Here is a 17,988-nt window from a genome sequence, read left to right on the forward strand (position 1 = left end):
GGAAGAAAACGCTTCTCATCAGCCATAAACTCGAATCGTGGCACGATCGTCGAGGGACTCTACCGGCCTCGCGCGGTGACCCGGTCTGCCTCAACCGGACGAGCCCCGACAATAGATCTCATATGCTGCAGAGGCAGATCACAACAGTGCCTGGCCCATGACCACCGTGCGTGGCCAAGTCACCCACCACCTGCGCTCTAGCGCGCGGGTACATCTCGAACGCGGAATGTAGGTCCATCCCCCGACGAGGCTCAGGTTCCTGAACCGCGGCATCGACCCGTCAGCGGACGACTGCCCTAACCACGCGCGTCGTCTCGGGCAGTACGTTCTCGCCGAGAGTCTCGACGCGGACGTCCGACAGGCGGAACTTCTTGATCTGCTTCTGCGCTGCTTCGATCTCGTTGGCGGCATTCATTCCCTTGAGAAGGGTGAGTTCGCCTCCATCGCGCACGAGCGGAGCGGTGAGCGGGATCAGCGTCTTCAGAGCACTCACCGCACGAGCTGTCACGACGTCGAAGCGCGCAGGAGTCACCTCCTCGGCACGCGCGCGCAGAACTTCGACATTCGTGAGCTTCAGCTCGGCTACCTGATCGTTCAGCCAGATCACCCGGCGCTCCATCGGCTCGACGAGCGTCCAGTGCACATCGGGTCGCGCGATCGCGAGGACGATACCGGGCAGCCCCGCACCCGAACCGATGTCCGCGACCGAACCGTGGAACAACGGGGCGGCGATGACACTGTTCAAGATGTGCCGAGACCACAAACGCGGGAGCTCGAGAGGACCGATGAGTCCTCGCTCCTCGCCATGCTGCGCGAGAGCCGCCGTGAACTGCCGGGCCAGCTCGATCCGATCGCCGAAAAGATCGACCGCCACCGACGGTTCGATCTCCAGGTCACTCACGACAGCATCCCGCTGGCCTGACGTCGCATGTGAAACGTCAACGACGACGCAGAACAGTGTGGCGGTCGGCACCCTCGCCGTAGGACTCGGACACGAGACCCTGATCAGCCGCGATGTCGTGCACCAGCTTGCGCTCATAGCTGGACATGGCGGGCAGCGACGCCTGGGTCGCTCCATCGTCGAGCTTGGCTGCGGCGGCGTTCACGAGCGTCTCGAGCTGACGGCGGCGCGCATCACGCGATCCGCCCACATCGAGGATCAATCGCGAGAACGAACCCGTCTTGCTCTGGACCGCAAGACGCGTGAGCTCCTGAAGCGCCTGCACCGTATCGGGTGCAGACAGGAGCGCCAGTCCGTCTCCCTCAGCCTCGACCGAGACATATGCGCGGCCCTGCCGCACGTCGAGGTTGAGGTCCCCATCGATGTCGGCGATGTCGAGCAGCTCTTCGAGGTAGTCAGCGGCGACGTCGCCCTCGTTCTCGAGCTCTACGACCGTGGGCTCCACGGTCTCGGTCACGTTGTCGGTCGTCACGAACCGCTCCCCTTCTTCTTCGAACGCTTCTTGCCCACCGGCTGCTGACGCTTGGGGGCCTGCGCCTTCGCGCGCTCCGCCTCTTCGAGCAGACGCTGCTGCTCTGCTTCGTATGCCGCCATCGGGACGACCTTGCCCGAGGAGTCGATCGCCTTACCCTTGCGAGCAAGACGCTCTTCACGAGCCTTCGCCGCTTCAGATCCGGGAGTCGGCATCTCACGGATGACGAGGAACTGCTGTCCCATGGTCCAGAGGTTCGAGATGAACCAGTAGACGACCACGCCGAGCGGGAAGAAGATGCCCGAGAAGATGAAGCCGAGAGGCAGCACGTAGAGCATGATCTTCTGCATCTGGTACGCCTGGCCGGTCTTGGCTTCGGGCGACAGGTTCTTCGAGATGATCTGCAGCTGCGTGAAGAACTGCGACGCGATCATGAGCACGACGAGCGTGACCAGGATGATGATCGCTGTGGTGTTCCCCGCGTCGACCGCGTTCCCCAGCGTCTCGTGCAGCGATGCGACACCGAAGAGCTCGGCGTTGTAGAACTGCTCGGTGAGCTCGGCGTTCAGCAGACCGACGCCGCCGACACCCAGGTTGTGGTGCTTCGAGACGTCGCTCAGAACGCTGAACAGCGAGAAGAAGATGGGCATCTGCACAAGAAGCGGAAGACAGCTCGACATCGGCGTCGTGCCGTGCTTCTTGTAGAGCGCCATGGTCTCGCGGCTCATGGCCTCGCGAGAGAGCTGATCCTTCTTACCCCGGTACTTCTCCTGAACTTTTCGCAGCTCAGGAGCAATTTCCATCATCTTTCGCTGGCTCTTGATCTGCTTCACGAAGAGCGGGATCAACGCAGCACGGACCACGATCACGAGACCGACGATCGACAGCACCCAGGTCAGACCGGATGCGGCAGGAAGACCGACGGCCGTGAACAGCCAGTGCCAGGCGACGAGCACGAGCTCGACGACCCACTTGAGGGGCCAGAGGATGGTTCCGATCAGATCGAAGCCGCCGGAGGCAGGCTCCGGCGAGGGTGTTGCGCTGGCGAGCAGAAGGTCAAGACCCACCGATCAATCCTTTCGGGCAGGGACGACGAAACCGTGAGCGGTCAGGTCATAACGGAAGTGTTCGTGCGGACGGACGTCATCGACGCCGCCGTGGCTCCAGGGATTGCAACGAACGATGCGCCACGCCGAGAGCGCCGCTCCCCGCACTGCGCCGTGCTGTTGCACCGCACCTACAGCGTAAGCGGAACAAGATGGGTAATAGGCGCAGACATCTCCATACATCGGGGAGATCACCTTGCGGTACCCGGCGAGGAACCCCAGGACGAGATTCCGGGGGATCAGCGGGATGCTGCGGATCGCGTCACCGGCATGAAGCTGAGCGGAGCCGATCGAGGATGCCGGAAGAGCGGTCATGGCCGCTGCCCGAGACGATCCAGACACCGGTTCACGTCCGCACTCAGTTCGGCGTAGGTCGCGGTCGCGGATGCAGGAAGGGCACGGATGACGACATCCGTGCCCTCGGGGACCCGCGTCAGCGCGTCCGCACACACGGCTTTGAGTCGCCGGCGCACGGTGTTGCGCACCACAGCGGTGCCCACCTGCTTGCTGATGATGAATCCGAACCTCGCGGCTCTGCTCTCGCCCGTCGTCAGCATCGAGGTGACGACCTTGGCTCCGCCACAACGGGATCCGCGTCGAACGACCAGTCGATAGTCGCTCCCGCGGGTCACACGATACGGGCGGGCGAGCACAGCGATCTACGCGGAGAGCTCGGTGCGGCCCTTCGCGCGACGAGCCGAAAGGATCGCGCGGCCGGCGCGGGTACGCATACGAAGACGGAAGCCGTGCTTCTTGGCGCGACGACGGTTGTTGGGCTGGAAGGTGCGCTTGCTCATGGAATCACTCCGGGAATGCTGCCACCGGGATCATTTTGACCGGAGACATAGGGATCTGCCGTTCAGGCATAAGTCAACCGATTAAGGGTACGTCTTGACGGCGCGCAGAGCAAATCTGCGCGCTTCGACCACCAGCTCAGGCACGATCCGCACAGCTATTATCCACAACCCTGCGGCGTGCACGTATGAGCAACACGCGCGCGGATTCCCGTAGGCAGGTTGCCGTTCCCAGCCGTGGTGACTACCGTGGCATCCGAAGTTATCCACAGGCGGGCCGCGTCATCCAGACGGCCCGTCGTCCCCTCAGCACGGAGCGTCATGTCATCACCTGCCCAGCCCGACGTTCCGATCTGGACCACGGTGCAGGAGCTCCTCGAGGCGGACGACCGAGTCACGCCTCAGCTCCAGGGATTCCTCAGCCTCGCGGTTCCGGCCGGCGTGATGGCGGCCACCCTCTATCTCGAGGTCCCGAACGATCTCACCGCGGCGCAGATCAACAAGAGGCTGCGGCTTCCGATCATGGAGGCCCTCTCCCACATCGGCGATGAGGTGACGTCGTACCGCGTGGTCGTGAATCATGAGCTCGCCGAGCAGCCGACGGCGCCCATCGCGGTCGCCGACTACGGCCGCCAGGAGCAGATCCGCGTCGAATCCCCGATGGAGCAGCCGACGCAGCTGCGGCACGAGTCCCGCCTGAACCCGAAGTACACCTTCGACAACTTCGTCATCGGGCAGTCCAACCGGTTCGCCCATGCCGCAGCCGTCGCCGTCGCCGAAGCGCCGGCCAAGGCGTACAACCCGCTCTTCATCTACGGCGACTCGGGACTCGGCAAGACGCACCTGCTGCACGCGATCGGCGACTACGCCCAATCCCTCTATGCAGGGGTCAAGGTCCGGTACGTCTCCAGCGAGGAGTTCACGAACGACTTCATCAACTCGATCGCGAACAACCGAGGTGCAGCCTTCCAGGCCCGCTACCGCGATGTGGACATCCTCCTGATCGACGACATCCAGTTCCTGCAGGGTCGCGCGGAGACCCAGGAGGCGTTCTTCCACACCTTCAACACGCTGCACGACCACAACAAGCAGGTCGTCATCACCAGCGACGTCGCGCCGAAGCATCTCACCGGCTTCGAGGATCGCATGCGCAGTCGGTTCGAGTGGGGCCTGATCACCGACGTGCAGGCGCCCGACCTCGAGACGCGCATCGCGATCCTCCGCAAGAAGGCGCAGAGCGAGGCGCTTCATATTCCCGACGAGGTACTCGAGTACATCGCCACCGTGGTGTCGTCGAACATCCGCGAACTCGAGGGTGCGCTGATCCGCGTCTCCGCATTCGCCAGCCTGAACCGTTCGGCCCTCGACATCTCCCTCGCCCAGACGGTGCTCCGCGACATCATCGACACGGCAGAGGACAACATCATCTCGCCGACCGACATCATCACTGCGACCGCGCAGTACTTCAAGCTGACGGTCGACGACCTGTACGGGTCCAGCAGGTCTCAGCAGATCGCCACATCGCGCCAGATCGCGATGTACCTGTGCCGCGAGCGGACGAGTCTGTCCCTGCCGAAGATCGGCCAGCTGTTCGGCAACCGCGATCACACCACCGTCATGTACGCCTACAAGAAGATCAGCGAGCTCATGAAGGAGCGCCGTTCGATCTACAACCAGGTGACCGAGATCACCACGCAGCTCGGTCGACGCTGAGTCCACGCCGCCTCAAAAAAGGGGGTCGTAGCTTCCGATAGGAGGCTCCGACCCCCTTTGCGTGCGTGTGAGCGGCATACGACGGAGCAGATCGATGCCAGTTTGCACATGTGGATAACTTGTGGATGACTCGCCTCCAGGTCGGGACGAATGTGTGTGAAACCGTCGAACCTGTGGATAACTGTGGGAGACCGTTCGACCCGACGGATGCCGTCCACCCGCGGATTCCTCAGGGATTCCACAACTGACAACCGTGTAGTTCCCTACTCGCGTCTGCTTTCCACCGAGTTATCCACAGTATCCACAGGTGTTAACACCGTTAAGGAGTTAATTCAATTCAGGGGCGATCCGATCACCAGAGGGTGGGGAAAGTCCGACAGGCCCGAGCTTTGATCCGGTCGTAGGGATACTCCCGAGTTGGGGGCTAGCATGGGAAGCCCTGCACTGGCAGGACCGATGACGACACGTCTCAGAACGACGACAAGGGAGCACCCGTGAGGTTTCAGGTCAACCGCGATGTCTTCAGCGAGGCCGTGTCGTTCGTGGTCAAACTGCTTCCGCAGCGCAACCCGCAGCCCATCCTCGCCGGAGTCCTGATCGAGGCAGACGGCTCCGGTCTCACGCTCTCGGCGTTCGACTACGAGGCATCCGCGCGCACGACAATCGAAGCCACCGTCGACACACCGGGCACGATCCTGGTGCACGGTCGACTGCTCTCCGACATCGCCAGCCGCCTTCCCAACGCGCCGATCGAGATCGCCGTCGAGGACGACGGCAGCATCACGGTCACCTGCGGCTCGGCGCGGTTCACCCTCGCAGCCATGCCGGTCGAGGAATATCCGTCGATCCCCGAGGTGTCCGGTTCCTCCGGCGTCGTGCCCGCCGACGATTTCGGCACCGCGATCAGCCAGGTGGGTTTCGCCGCCTCGCGCGACGATGTCACACCGGTTCTGACCGGAGTGCAGCTCGAGGTCTCCGGCCAGACGCTCAGCCTCGTGGCCACCGACCGCTACCGCGTCTCGCTCCGCGACGTGCCGTGGGACGGCGAAGCGGTCGAGGCCAGCGCACTGGTTCCCGCACGCACTCTTCTCGAGGTCGGAAAGACCTTCGGTCACGCCGGCACCATCCAGATCGCGTTCTCGGGAGCGGGCGACCGCGAGATCATCGCGTTCACGGCCGGCAACAAGACGGTCACCTCGCTGCTGATCAAGGGAAACTTCCCTCCGGTCCGCCGTCTCTTCCCGGAGCAGACCGAGCACTACGCGGTCGTGAACACCGCAGACCTCGTCGAGGCCGTGCGCCGTGTGTCCCTCGTGCTCGACCGAGCAGCTCCGCTGCGCTTCACGTTCACGTCCGACAGCGTGACGATGGATGCGTCGGGCAGTGAGCATGCGCGTGCATCCGAGTCCGTCGACGCGATCCTCTCGGGTGGCGACGACGTCACGCTCGGCCTCAACCCGCAGTACCTCATCGAGGCGCTCGGCGCGGTCAAGAGCGAGTTCGTCCGCGTCACCTTCACGTCCAGCGACAACGCGAACAAGCTCAGCCCCGTGCTGATCACGAGCCAGACCTCGGTCGACCAGGCCGGTCTGGATTCGTTCAAGTACCTGCTGCAGCCGAACCTGCTGCTTCGCTGATCCTGCGACGGGCGCGCTCCGCGCGGCGACGGCAGTGTCAGAGCCCGAAGGTAGGCTGACAGCGTGATTGTGGAACACCTGAGCCTGGTCGACTTCCGCAATTACGCGACCGCGGATCTCGCTCTGCACAAGGGTCCCAACGTCCTCGTCGGGCGCAACGGCCAGGGCAAGACCAACCTTGCCGAGGCTGTCGTCTTCCTCGCCACTCTCGGTTCCCACCGCGTCTCGTCGGATGCGCCGATGGTGCGCGAGGGTCAGGACTTCGCGATCATCCGCGCTCGCCTCTCCCACGGCGAACGCAAGGTGCTCATCGAGGTCCAGCTCAACAAGCAGGGTTCGAACAAGGCGCGGATCAACGGCTCCCCCTCGAAGACCAATGAGCTGCCTCGCTACGCCCATGTGGTGCTCTTCGCTCCCGAGGATCTGCAGATCGTCCGCGGCGACCCCTCGTCTCGGCGTCGTTTCGTCGACCAGCTGCTGATCCAGCGCACGCCCCGCATGTCTTCGGTCCTCGCCGACTACGACCGGGTGCTCAAGCAGCGCAATGCGCTTCTGAAGTCGGCCAGGGCGCGCGGCATCAAGGGCGAGGCCCTGAGCACCCTCGATGTGTGGGACGACAAGCTGGTCTCCCTCGGTGCCGAGATCATCACCGCGCGACAGCGTCTCGCCGCAGATCTCCAGCAGCCGGTGGCCGAGGCGTACGCGGCGATCGCGGGCGAGGATCATCGCCCGCAGCTCGAGTGGGCTCTGTCAGTGCGCGGAGCGGATCCCGAAGAGGGTGTCGACGCGCCGGCCGAGACCTCCGGAGACATCGCCGAGATGTTCCACGCCGCACTCCTCTCGAAACGGTCGAACGAGCTCGACCGCGGTCTCACTCTCACCGGCCCTCATCGCGACGACCTCGTGCTGCGCGTTCGTGGCCTTCCGGTGAAGGGGTATGCGTCCCACGGGGAATCCTGGTCGGTGGCCCTCGCGCTGCGCCTCGCTTCCGCAGAGCTGCTGCGCAGCGAGTCTCCTGCCGGCGATCCCGTCCTCATCCTCGACGATGTGTTCGCCGAACTCGACGCCGATCGCCGTCAGCGGCTGGCCGCTCTCACCGCGGGCTATGAGCAGGTGGTCGTGACGGCAGCCGTGGAGGAGGATATCCCCGAGGTGCTCCACGCCCATGTGGTGCGGATCTCGGCGGGAACGATCAGTGATGAGAGGGAGGTGGCAGATGAGTGAGATCGCACCCGATCCGGCATCCGAGACTCCCGAGACCGTCGCGACCTACCTGCGCCTGCGCGGACTCGCGCCGAGTTCGAAGACGTGGAAGCGCAAGCGACGCATCGTCACCGACGACGACAACGCGCCGTTCACGCCCGGCCGCGACCCCGGAGCGCTCGGAGCCGTGCTCGACAAGCTGACGCGGGACTCCGGCTGGCAGAAGACTCTCGCCCGTGAGGACCTGGTCAGGCAGTGGTCCGACCTCGCCGGCACGGACACCGCCAAGCACTCCGAACCCGTCTCCCTCGAGCGCGGTGTGCTCACGGTGAAGTGCGACTCGACCGCCTGGGCCAAGAATCTGCAGTACATGCGGGGAACGATCCTGACGGAGATCGGCCGACGGTATCCGGACGCCGGTGTCGAGAACCTCCGCTTCATCGGACCGGACGTACCCTCCTGGAAATGGGGTCCCAGAGTCGTTCCAGGACGGGGCCCGCGCGATACCTACGGGTAGGACACCACGGATGGGGTCTGAAACGCTCAGAGGGCCACACGCGGCCGCTGAGCCGCATCTCGCCACGAAAAGCCGCTAGACTGGGGATTCGTGATATCGATGTGGAGAATGCCCTCTGATGACGCCTGAATCCCCCGCTGACGAGACGGAATCGACCAACGGGGGAACCCCCGCGACCGAGGGCAAGATCTCACCCAAGGTGAAGCAGCCCGGTGAGTACGGTGCTGACTCGATCCAGATCCTCGAAGGTCTCGAAGCCGTCCGCAAGCGCCCCGGTATGTACATCGGTTCCACGGGGCCGCGTGGTCTGCACCACCTCGTCTATGAGATCGTCGACAACTCGGTCGATGAGGCCCTCGCCGGCTACGCCGACACCATCTTCGTGACGCTGCTCGAAGACGGCGGCGTCCGCGTGGTCGACAACGGCCGCGGCATCCCGGTCGATCCCCACTCCTCCGACCCGACGAAGTCCACGGTCGAGGTCGTTCTGACCATCCTGCACGCCGGCGGAAAGTTCGGCGGCGGCGCGTACGCCGTCTCCGGCGGTCTCCACGGCGTCGGCTCGTCGGTGGTCAACGCCCTGTCGACGCGGTTCGACGTCGAGGTCAAGCAGAAGGGCTTCGTCTGGCGGCACAGCTTCGCGAACGGCGGCGTCCCGCAGCAGCAGCTCGAGAAGGGCGAGGCGTCCGACGACACCGGAACCAGCATCACGTTCTGGCCGGACGCTGAGATCTTCACCGAGACCACGAACTTCGAGTACGACACCCTGCGCACGCGCTTCCAGCAGATGGCGTTCCTCAACAAGGGCCTCCGCATCGAGCTGTCCGACGAGCGTCCCGATTCCGCTTACCAGGTCGAGGTCGACGGGCAGCCGACCCTCACCCAGCCGAACGACGTCTTCTTCTACGAGCGCGGTCTCGTCGACTACGTCGAATACCTCAACAAGGTGCGTCACGCCGAGGTCGTCAACGACGAGATCATCGCGTTCGAGTCCGAGGACACCGAGCGCAAGATCTCTCTCGAGGTCGCGATGCAGTGGACCACCTCGTACACCGAGAACGTCTTCACCTACGCGAACACGATCAACACCCACGAGGGCGGCACGCACGAAGAGGGCTTCCGTGCAGCGCTCACCACGCTCGTCAACAAGTACGCCAGGGCGAACAACCTTCTCAAGGAGAAGGACGACAACCTGTCGGGCGACGACGTGCGTGAAGGTCTGACCGCGGTCATCTCGATCAAGCTCGGCGAGCCGCAGTTCGAAGGGCAGACCAAGACGAAGCTCGGCAACACCGAGGCCAAGGCGTTCGTGCAGAAGGTCGTCGGCGACCAGCTCGGCGATTGGTTCGACCGCAACCCGATCCAGGCGAAGAACGTCATCCGCAAGGCGATCGATGCGGCCACCGCTCGTCTCGCCGCGCGCAAGGCCCGCGAGACCGCTCGTCGAAAGAGCGTCTTCGAGTCCGCCGCGATGCCCGACAAGCTCAAGGACTGCACGAGCAAGGATCCCTCGATCAGCGAGATCTTCCTCGTCGAGGGTGACTCGGCAGGTGGCTCCGCTGTGCAGGGTCGCGATCCGCACACGCAGGCGATCCTCGCTCTGCGAGGCAAGATCCTCAACGTCGAGCGCGCGCGTCTCGACAAGGCCCTGGGCAACAAAGAGGTCCAGGCGATGATCCAGGCCTTCGGCACCGGAATCGGCGAAGAGTTCGACATCGAGAAGGCGCGCTATCACAAGATCGTGCTGATGGCGGATGCCGACGTCGACGGCCAGCACATCACGACGCTGCTGCTCACGCTGCTGTTCCGCTACATGCGCGGACTCATCGAGGCCGGGTTCGTGTACCTCGCGATGCCGCCGCTCTACCGTCTCAAGTGGACGAACCAGCCCCACGAGTACGTGTTCAGCGACGCCGAGCGCGACGCGCTGCTCAAGTTCGGACTCGACAACGGCAAGAGGATCCCGAAGGATGCCGGCATCCAGCGCTACAAGGGTCTCGGCGAGATGAACGCCAAGGAGCTGTGGGAGACCACGATGGACCACAGCACCCGGACGCTCCGCCAGGTGACCATCGAGGATGCCGCAGCGGCCGACGAGATCTTCAGCGTGCTGATGGGTGAGGACGTCGAATCGCGACGCAGTTTCATCCAGCGCAACGCCAAGGATGTCCGCTTCCTCGACATCTGACGCGTCCCGCGCCTGCATTCGTTCCCATAACGACCGGAATCGACAACACACATGACTGACGAAGTACGCCCCGAGCCGGCACACGACCACGGCAAGATCGACCAGGTCGACCTGCAGTCCGAGATGCAGCGCAGCTATCTCGACTACGCGATGGCCGTGATCGTCGGCCGTGCGCTGCCCGACGTGCGCGATGGACTCAAGCCCGTCCACCGACGCGTGATCTACGGCATGTACGACGGCGGATTCCGCCCCGACAAGTCCTTCTCGAAGTGCGCTCGCGTGGTCGGCGAGGTCATGGGTCAGTACCACCCGCACGGTGACTCGGCGATCTACGACGCCCTCGTGCGTCTCGTGCAGCCCTGGTCGCTGCGCTACCCGCTGGCCCTCGGCCAGGGCAACTTCGGGTCTCCCGGCAACATGGGTGCCGCGGCGCCCCGGTACACCGAGACCAAGATGGCCCCCCTCGCGCTCGAGATGGTGCGGGACATCGAAGAGGACACGGTCGACTTCACCGACAACTACGACGGCCAGACTCAGGAGCCGACGGTTCTTCCGGCCCGCTTCCCGAACCTCCTCGTCAACGGGTCGGTGGGTATCGCGGTCGGCATGGCCACCAACATCCCTCCGCACAACCTGCGCGAGGTGTCTTCTGCCGCCCTCTGGGCGCTCGACAACCCCGGCCTCCCCCGCGAAGAGCTGCTCGAGGGTCTCATCCAGCGGATCCCCGGCCCCGACTTCCCCACCGGCGCGCAGATCCTCGGCACCAAGGGCGTGCACGAGGCGTACCGCACGGGTCGCGGCTCGATCACCATGCGCGCGGTCGTCAACGTCGAGGAGATCCAGGGCCGCACGTGCCTCGTGATCACCGAGCTGCCGTACCAGGTGAACCCCGACAACGTCGCGGTGAAGATCGGCGACCTCGCCCGTGACGGCAAGATCACCGGCATCGCCGACATCCGCGACGAGTCGTCCGACCGCACGGGTCAGCGTCTCGTGGTCGTGCTCAAGCGCGATGCGGTCGCGAAGGTCGTGCTCAACAACCTGTACAAGCACACGCAGCTGCAGGAGAACTTCGGCGCGAACATGCTCGCGATCGTCGACGGCGTGCCGCGCACGCTCGCGATCGACGGGTTCGTGACCCACTGGATCACGCACCAGCTCGAAGTGATCGTCCGACGCACGCGCTTCCGTCTCGCCAAGGCAGAGGCTCGCATGCACATCCTGCGCGCCTACCTCAAGGCGCTCGACGCTCTCGACGAGGTCATCGCTCTCATCCGTCGATCGCAGACCACGCAGGATGCGAACGAGGGACTGCAGAAGCTCCTCGACATCGACGACATCCAGGCCCAGGCCATCCTCGACATGCAGCTGCGCCGACTGGCCGCCCTCGAGCGTCAGAAGATCCTCGACGAGGCCTCGGAGCTCGAGCGGCTGATCGGCGAGTACCAGGCGATCCTCGTCGACGAGTCGCTGCAGCGCGACATCATCCGCGAAGAGCTCACCGGCATCGTCGAGCGCTTCGGAGACGACCGTCGCACGCACATCCTGCACGGCTTCGACGGCGACGTCTCGATGGAAGACCTCATCGCCGAAGAGGAGATGGTCGTCACCATCACCCGCGCCGGCTACATCAAGCGCACGCGCAGCGACAACTACCGGTCGCAGCACCGCGGCGGCAAGGGCATCAAGGGCGCCCAGCTGCGGGCCGACGACATCGTCGAGCACTTCTTCGTGACGACGACGCACCACTGGCTGCTGTTCTTCACCGACAAGGGTCGCGTCTATCGTTCGAAGACCTACGAGGTTCCCGAGGCCGGCCGCGATGCGAAGGGAACGCACGTCGCGAACCTCCTCGCCCTGCAGCCCGACGAGAACATCGCGCAGGTGCTCGACATCCGCGACTACGGGGTCGCCGACTATCTCGTTCTCGCGACGCGCGACGGTCTGGTCAAGAAGACGCGTCTCGACGCGTATGACACCAACCGCCAGGGCGGCGTCATCGCGATCCGCCTGAACGACGAGGACGAGCTGGTCTCGGCTCTCATGGTGAACGCTGAGGATGACATCCTGCTCATCAGCCGCCGCGGCATGTCCGTCCGGTTCAGTGCGACCGATGATGCGCTGCGACCGATGGGACGCGCGACCGCCGGCGTGAAGGGCATGAAGTTCCGTGAGGGCGACAGCCTGCTGTCGGCATCCGTCGCCGCCCTCGGCCAGTTCGTGTTCGTGGTGACCGACGGCGGCTATGCGAAGCGCACCGCCATCGAGGAATACCGCGTCCAGGGACGCGGTGGATTCGGCATCAAGGTCGCCAAGCTCAACGACGATCGGGGCACTCTCGCGGGTGGTCTGATGGTCTCCTCCGACGATGAGGTCCTTGTGGTTCTGTCCAGCGGCAAGGTGGTACGCTCTGCCGTGGCCGAGGTGCCCGCGAAGGGCCGAGACACCATGGGAGTGGTGTTCGCACGGACGACGGAAGCCGACCGGATCCTCGCCATCGCCCGCAACGGTGAGCGGGGCCTCACCGAAGAAGACGAATCGGATGAGGCTGCGGTGGACTCCGAGTCCACGGCCCCCGAGACGAACGAGAACCCTGAGGAAGCAGACGCATGAGCACAGTAGCCGACAAGCTGGCGAAGAAGTCCACGCGCAAGACCGGTGGCAAGCAGGTGCGCCTGCGCCTCGTCTACGTGGATTTCTGGTCGGCCGTGAAGCTGTCGTTCCTGGGCGCTGTGGCGCTCGCGATCGTGACGATGGTGTCGTTCTTCCTGATCTTCCTCGTGCTGCAGGCGACCGGCATCCTCACGCAGGCGGATGAGTTCATCGGAACCATCACCGACAACTCCGTGCGGATCTCCGAGGTCGCCGGCCTGCCGCAGGTGATGGCATTCGCCGCGGTGGTCTCGATCCTCAACCTCATCGTGTTTACGGTGCTGGGTGCGGTCATCGCCGGGATCTACAACGTCGCCGTGAAGGTGACCGGCGGACTGCTGGTCGGGTTCATGTCGAACTGATCGTCAGGATTCGAGGAGGGGCGGATGCGAACAGCATCCGCCCCTCTTCTGTTCTCCGACGGAGTAGGGAAAACCCGAACCCGGGTCTCCGGTTGCCTCGGTGTCGGCCGGATCGGGGCCGCCGTACCTTTGAACCATGACGACACACACTGCCACGCCACCACCGGCGACGGCCACGAAGCCGCCGTTGCGCATCGTGCTCTCTATCCTGCATCTCGCGGGAATCGGAGTCATCGGCGGCTTCATCTTCGCGACTCTTTCCGGACTCCTCGGCACCGGCCTCGGCCTGCTCTTCGCGGCGGGCGTCGGCATCGTGCTGCTCGTCGGGCTCGTGTACGCCCTGTTCGGCGTCGGCTGGTTCGAGGTCGCGCGAGTCAGCGCTCTCTACAGGTCGCCCATCACGCCGCTCAGATGGCGCCCTCGGGATCGCCCCGGGTTCGCGGGCTGGCTCCGCTCGCTCGGCCGCCAGGCCATCGACGGCCGCATGTGGAGGGCCCTCGCGAACTTCGCGATCACCGCCGTTCTCGGCTGGATCGTGCTGCGGCTCGCCTTCGGCCTCGTCTGGTCGATCGCCATCTCGTTCGCTCCTCTCACGGGAACGGATGCCGTGATGGGTCCGTTCGGCGGGGGCGGCATCGACCCCGCGTGGGCACCGCTCATCGGGATCCTCGGAGTCGCCGCGTGCCTCGCCGGAATGATCGGACTGGCGCTCCTCAACCGCGTGCTCTCACTCGCCATCGTCGTTCGCAGCCGCGAGGCCGAGCTCACCGAGCGAGTGCGCACCAGCACTGCTCAGCGTGAGGGCGCTGTACGTGCCGCGGATGTCGAACGCACACGTATCGAGCGTGACCTGCACGACGGCGTCCAACCGCGACTCGTATCGGTCGGCATGACCCTGGGGCTCGCCCAGCAGAAGATCGACAACGACCCGGATGCCGCGAAGGAGCTGATCGCCGAGGCGCACACCTCGACCAAGGCCGCGATCACCGAGCTGCGTCAGCTGGCCCGTGGCATCCATGCATCGGTCCTCGACGACCGGGGCCTGGACGCGGCGCTGTCCGCCCTCGCCGGCCGCTCGCACATCCCCGTGCATCTCGATGTGCGCATGGACGGCCGCTGCAGCCGTGAGGCCGAAGCCGCTGTCTACTTCTCGATCGCCGAGTCGCTCACCAACGCCGCGAAGCATTCGCGGGCCAGCGAGGCGCGTGTCACTGTCCGCCTCCGCGACGGAGGGGTGCTCTGGGCCCGCGTCGAGGACAACGGCATGGGCGGCGCCCAGGTGCAGCCCGGCGGAGGCCTCGACGGCATCGCGAATCGCATCCTCGCAGCGGGCGGAACCTTCCGCCTCGAGAGCCCCGTCGGCGGACCGACCAGCCTGGAGGTGAACGTGCCATGCGCATCCTGATCTGCGAGGACTCCGTCCTGCTGCGCGAGGGACTCGTGCGACTGCTCGAGGACGCCGGACACAGTGTGGTCGCGGCTCTTCCCGACACCAGCGGTCTCAGCGAGGCCGTCATCGAGACGGATCCCGAGCTGTGCATCCTCGACGTACGGCTCCCCCCGACCTTCACCGACGAGGGCATCCGCGCGGCGCTCGGACTCCGGGACACCAATCCCGCGCTTCCGCTGCTCGTGCTCTCTCAGTACGTCGAGGAGCGGTATGCGTCGGACCTCATCGCCGCACAGGGAGGGCCCCTGGGATATCTGCTCAAGGACAGGGTCGCCGACGTCTCTGAGTTCCTCGCCTCCGTGCAGCGGATCTCCGAGGGTGCCACCGTGCTCGACCCCGAGGTGGTGGCTCAGCTGCTCACCCGCCGCAACCGCGACGACCGGATGCAGCGTCTCACCGAGCGTGAACGGACCGTGCTCGCACTGATCGCCGAGGGCAAGTCGAACCAGGCCATCGCCGGTCTGCTCTTCCTCTCGGAGGCGAGCGTCGAGAAGCACATCACCGCGATCTTCCAGAAGCTCGGCTTCGAACAGGGCGAGTCGGGCAACCGACGCGTGCTGGCGGCCCTGGCACACATCGAGAACACGGGCGGCACGACGCCGACCGGACAGACAGGACTGGGACGATGACCACGAACAACGACGACTACCAGGGCGGGCACACGCCCCTCACTCCCCCGCCGGCGTCCGCGCCGCAGGGACAGGAGCCCACACCGGCACCGGCGCCCGCGCAGGCGCAGGCGGCACCGGCCGATGCCGGCCGCTCTTCGGGGACGACGGCGATCATGATCGTCACGGCGATCGTCGGAGGCATCGCGCTTCTCGGAGCGGGCGGGTCGGCGGCTGTCGCCGCCACCGGCAGCATGATGGCCTCCACTCAGGGCAGCGACGCCGTGCTGACCGAGGATGCGTCCGGCATCGACACGCTCGACCTCGACGTGGATGCCGGCAACATGCGCATCGAGTTCGGTGACGTCGAGGAGGCCGAGCTGGCAGTGACGAACGCTCGCGGCCCTGCCTGGAGACTCGAACGCGAGGGCGACGAGCTGATCGTCCGCAGCCCGGAGTTCCGCTTCGGATGGTGGTTCGGCGAGTGGTTCGGCGACGACCAGTCGGCGGTGCTGACCCTGCCTGAAGAGCTGAGTGACGCGCAGCTCGATGCCGACCTCACTCTCGATGCGGGCAGTCTCGATGTGGTCGGAGACTTCGGTGCCCTCGACGTCACGGTCAACGCCGGTGCGCTCGATGTCGAAGGTGCGGCGAGCAGCCTCAGCATCGACATGAGCGCGGGTCGTGCCGATGCGATGCTCGACGGCGTCGACGCGGCCGATCTCAGTGTGTCGGCGGGCGACCTCGCCGTCGAGCTGACGGGCCGGGCACCGTCTGAGACGACGATCGACGTGAGCGCGGGCTCGGTCGATCTCACGGTTCCGGATGAGTCGTACTCGATCATCCAGGACGTCAGCGCCGGATCGCTCGACGCGAAGGTCGATCAGTCATCCGGCACCCGGAACACGATCGACGTCACACTTGCGGCAGGCAGTGTGACGATCCGTCCGGGCCGCTGATTCCGATCGAGGGCGAGGGCGCGCCGGTGCCCTCGCCCTCGATTGGGTATTTCGGGAAATCTCCGGTAAAGTTTCGGAGGTTGACGGGCCCATAGCTCAGGCGGTTAGAGCGCTTCACTGATAATGAAGAGGTCCCAGGTTCAAGTCCTGGTGGGCCCACTCCTCAACTAAATGAATACCCTCACGGGGCCTTAGCTCAGTTGGTAGAGCGCCTGCTTTGCAAGCAGGATGTCAGGAGTTCGAATCTCCTAGGCTCCACACTGTGTTGAGACAGTTCGAGAAGGCCCCGCCATGTGCGGGGCCTTCTCGTTTTCGCATGTCTCCACAGGTGTTAACAACCCTGTTAACAACTGCTCGCGCGGTGCCATCTGAGTGCACAGCTGTGGATGGACCTGTTAACAACGAGGGCGATGCGGCATCCGCCTCTCACTAGACCTCCTAGATATCAACCCCCCTCCGTATTCTCAGGTCGAGGGCGTAGCGTGCTGGAATGACCGACGGGGAGACGATGATCCAGACCGAGATCGTGTTCGATGGATCGAGCTACTTGCTCGCCCAGGATCAGAACATCGATGATCTGCGAGAACGTATCGAGTCAGCCACGAAGACCGCCGGCACCTTCGTCGACATGGTCGTCGTCGGCAACCGGGCAGTCAGCGTGCTCATCACCCCGACGACGCAAGTGACGATCAGTGTGGCGACTGTGGCATATGACCCCCGCGACACCGGTGACGTCGACTTCCCGTACACCGGTTTCTACGACGAGCTCTGACTCCACGCGTCTGAGCGGGTGATCAGAGGTTCGGCCCGCGGACCATGCGCACCGGGCCTCTGGCGTCGTCGATGGACACCTTCTCGCCCTTCTGCGTCACTACGATCTCATCGCGCTCGGCGAGTGCAGCCGCGATTCGGCGGACGTCCGACATGGTCGAGCGCCACGAGTCCCCGCCTACAGTCCGAGCGACGTCACTCGGACAGATCGAAGACTCGCCCCGCTTGCGGATGAGCGCGCGCATCGCGGCCGCGATCCTCTCGTCGAAGTCGTCGCCGGTGCGGTCCTCCCACCAGGGCGCCCCTCGTTCCCCGAGAGCGGTCTTCGCGTCCTGCACCCGACGTCGTGCGTCCGGCTCCTGCGCCTTCACCGCGCGCCGCGCAGCCATCAGCTCGTTGACCAGCTCCTGGCGGAACGTCTCGGGGATCGAGGGGTCGGTCGCGCGCCACCGCCGGCCATCGATGACGACGTGATGACCGTCGGGCGTGCGCTCCGGGCCGCTCGCACCGCCGCCGTTCGCGCTGTCGTCCGAGGTCATGCAGCCAGTCAATCCGACCATGATCAGGTCGACCAGGGGCTTGACCGGACCTGGTA

At 65.1% G+C, this 17,988-nt stretch carries 18 protein-coding genes and 2 tRNA genes; 13 read left to right on the forward strand and 7 right to left on the reverse strand.

Annotation, left to right across the window (positions count from 1 at the left end):
- Window positions 1-280: 280 nt before the first annotated feature.
- From rsmG to rpmH, 6 genes are read right to left on the reverse strand one after another with little or no spacing between them, the layout of a single operon-like run.
- Window positions 281-901, reverse strand: a complete 621-nt coding sequence (gene rsmG, locus AKG07_RS12600; protein ID WP_053098234.1) for a 16S rRNA (guanine(527)-N(7))-methyltransferase RsmG — start codon at window positions 899-901, stop codon at window positions 281-283.
- A 37-nt stretch (window positions 902-938) separates the two neighbouring features.
- A complete protein-coding gene (locus AKG07_RS12605) occupies window positions 939-1,433 on the reverse strand; it encodes a Jag family protein (protein WP_053098235.1) in 495 nt (164 codons plus the stop codon).
- Complete coding sequence (yidC, locus tag AKG07_RS12610; protein ID WP_053098236.1) at window positions 1,430-2,500, reverse strand: membrane protein insertase YidC; 1,071 nt, start codon at window positions 2,498-2,500, stop codon at window positions 1,430-1,432. Before yidC ends, AKG07_RS12605 begins: the two co-directional genes overlap by 4 nt.
- A 3-nt stretch (window positions 2,501-2,503) precedes the next feature.
- A complete protein-coding gene (gene yidD, locus AKG07_RS12615; protein ID WP_053098237.1) occupies window positions 2,504-2,854 on the reverse strand; it encodes a membrane protein insertion efficiency factor YidD in 351 nt (116 codons plus the stop codon).
- Complete coding sequence (gene rnpA, locus AKG07_RS12620) at window positions 2,851-3,192, reverse strand: ribonuclease P protein component (protein ID WP_072592158.1); 342 nt, start codon at window positions 3,190-3,192, stop codon at window positions 2,851-2,853. The genes yidD and rnpA overlap by 4 nt, the downstream gene beginning before the upstream one ends.
- 6 nt (window positions 3,193-3,198) lie before the next feature.
- Window positions 3,199-3,336 carry a 50S ribosomal protein L34 gene (gene rpmH / locus AKG07_RS12625; protein ID WP_022889115.1) on the reverse strand — a complete coding sequence of 46 codons (138 nt, stop codon included), beginning with the start codon at window positions 3,334-3,336 and terminating at the stop codon, window positions 3,199-3,201.
- Window positions 3,337-3,654: 318 nt separating this feature from the next.
- Here rpmH and dnaA point away from each other — a divergent pair, with 318 nt between their 5' ends.
- From dnaA to AKG07_RS12690, 13 genes are all read left to right on the forward strand, one after another.
- Window positions 3,655-5,046 carry a chromosomal replication initiator protein DnaA gene (gene dnaA / locus AKG07_RS12630; protein WP_053098239.1) on the forward strand — a complete coding sequence of 464 codons (1,392 nt, stop codon included), beginning with the start codon at window positions 3,655-3,657 and terminating at the stop codon, window positions 5,044-5,046.
- A 494-nt stretch (window positions 5,047-5,540) separates the two neighbouring features.
- Complete coding sequence (gene dnaN, locus AKG07_RS12635; protein WP_053098240.1) at window positions 5,541-6,683, forward strand: DNA polymerase III subunit beta; 1,143 nt, start codon at window positions 5,541-5,543, stop codon at window positions 6,681-6,683.
- Window positions 6,684-6,746: 63 nt separating this feature from the next.
- Complete coding sequence (recF, locus tag AKG07_RS12640; protein ID WP_053098241.1) at window positions 6,747-7,907, forward strand: DNA replication/repair protein RecF; 1,161 nt, start codon at window positions 6,747-6,749, stop codon at window positions 7,905-7,907.
- On the forward strand, window positions 7,900-8,403 hold the full coding sequence (locus AKG07_RS12645; RefSeq protein ID WP_053098242.1) for a DUF721 domain-containing protein: 504 nt from the start codon (window positions 7,900-7,902) through the stop codon (window positions 8,401-8,403). Before recF ends, AKG07_RS12645 begins: the two co-directional genes overlap by 8 nt.
- 118 nt (window positions 8,404-8,521) lie before the next feature.
- Window positions 8,522-10,591, forward strand: coding sequence for a DNA topoisomerase (ATP-hydrolyzing) subunit B (gene gyrB / locus AKG07_RS12650; protein WP_171821963.1), 2,070 nt, complete (start codon window positions 8,522-8,524; stop codon window positions 10,589-10,591).
- 51 nt (window positions 10,592-10,642) lie between these two features.
- Window positions 10,643-13,204 carry a DNA gyrase subunit A gene (gyrA, locus tag AKG07_RS12655; RefSeq protein ID WP_053098243.1) on the forward strand — a complete coding sequence of 854 codons (2,562 nt, stop codon included), beginning with the start codon at window positions 10,643-10,645 and terminating at the stop codon, window positions 13,202-13,204.
- The gene (locus tag AKG07_RS12660) at window positions 13,201-13,605 is read left to right on the forward strand and encodes a DUF3566 domain-containing protein (RefSeq protein WP_053098244.1); all 405 of its coding nucleotides are present in this window, start codon (window positions 13,201-13,203) and stop codon (window positions 13,603-13,605) included. Before gyrA ends, AKG07_RS12660 begins: the two co-directional genes overlap by 4 nt.
- 136 nt (window positions 13,606-13,741) lie before the next feature.
- Entirely contained in the window at window positions 13,742-15,010 is a 1,269-nt protein-coding gene (locus AKG07_RS12665) for a sensor histidine kinase (RefSeq protein WP_053098246.1), read from the forward strand.
- Window positions 14,998-15,684 (forward strand): LuxR C-terminal-related transcriptional regulator, encoded by a 687-nt coding sequence (locus tag AKG07_RS12670; RefSeq protein WP_053098247.1) that lies wholly within the window; start codon window positions 14,998-15,000, stop codon window positions 15,682-15,684. The genes AKG07_RS12665 and AKG07_RS12670 overlap by 13 nt, the downstream gene beginning before the upstream one ends.
- Window positions 15,681-16,622, forward strand: a complete 942-nt coding sequence (locus AKG07_RS12675; RefSeq protein ID WP_233277266.1) for a DUF4097 family beta strand repeat-containing protein — start codon at window positions 15,681-15,683, stop codon at window positions 16,620-16,622. Before AKG07_RS12670 ends, AKG07_RS12675 begins: the two co-directional genes overlap by 4 nt.
- Window positions 16,623-16,707: 85 nt before the next feature.
- Window positions 16,708-16,781, forward strand: a tRNA-Ile gene (locus AKG07_RS12680).
- A gap of 26 nt (window positions 16,782-16,807) precedes the next feature.
- Window positions 16,808-16,880 (forward strand) — tRNA-Ala (locus AKG07_RS12685).
- Between the two features lie 232 nt (window positions 16,881-17,112).
- Window positions 17,113-17,394, forward strand: coding sequence for a hypothetical protein (locus AKG07_RS12690; RefSeq protein ID WP_053098248.1), 282 nt, complete (start codon window positions 17,113-17,115; stop codon window positions 17,392-17,394).
- Window positions 17,395-17,416: 22 nt separating this feature from the next.
- On the opposite strand, the gene AKG07_RS12695 is transcribed toward AKG07_RS12690, so the two are convergent.
- The gene (locus tag AKG07_RS12695; protein WP_053098250.1) at window positions 17,417-17,932 is read right to left on the reverse strand and encodes a DUF3253 domain-containing protein; all 516 of its coding nucleotides are present in this window, start codon (window positions 17,930-17,932) and stop codon (window positions 17,417-17,419) included.
- Between the last annotated feature and the right edge of the window lie 56 nt (window positions 17,933-17,988).

The organism is Microbacterium sp. CGR1 (assembly GCF_001266755.1).
Lineage (GTDB): Bacteria > Actinomycetota > Actinomycetes > Actinomycetales > Microbacteriaceae > Microbacterium.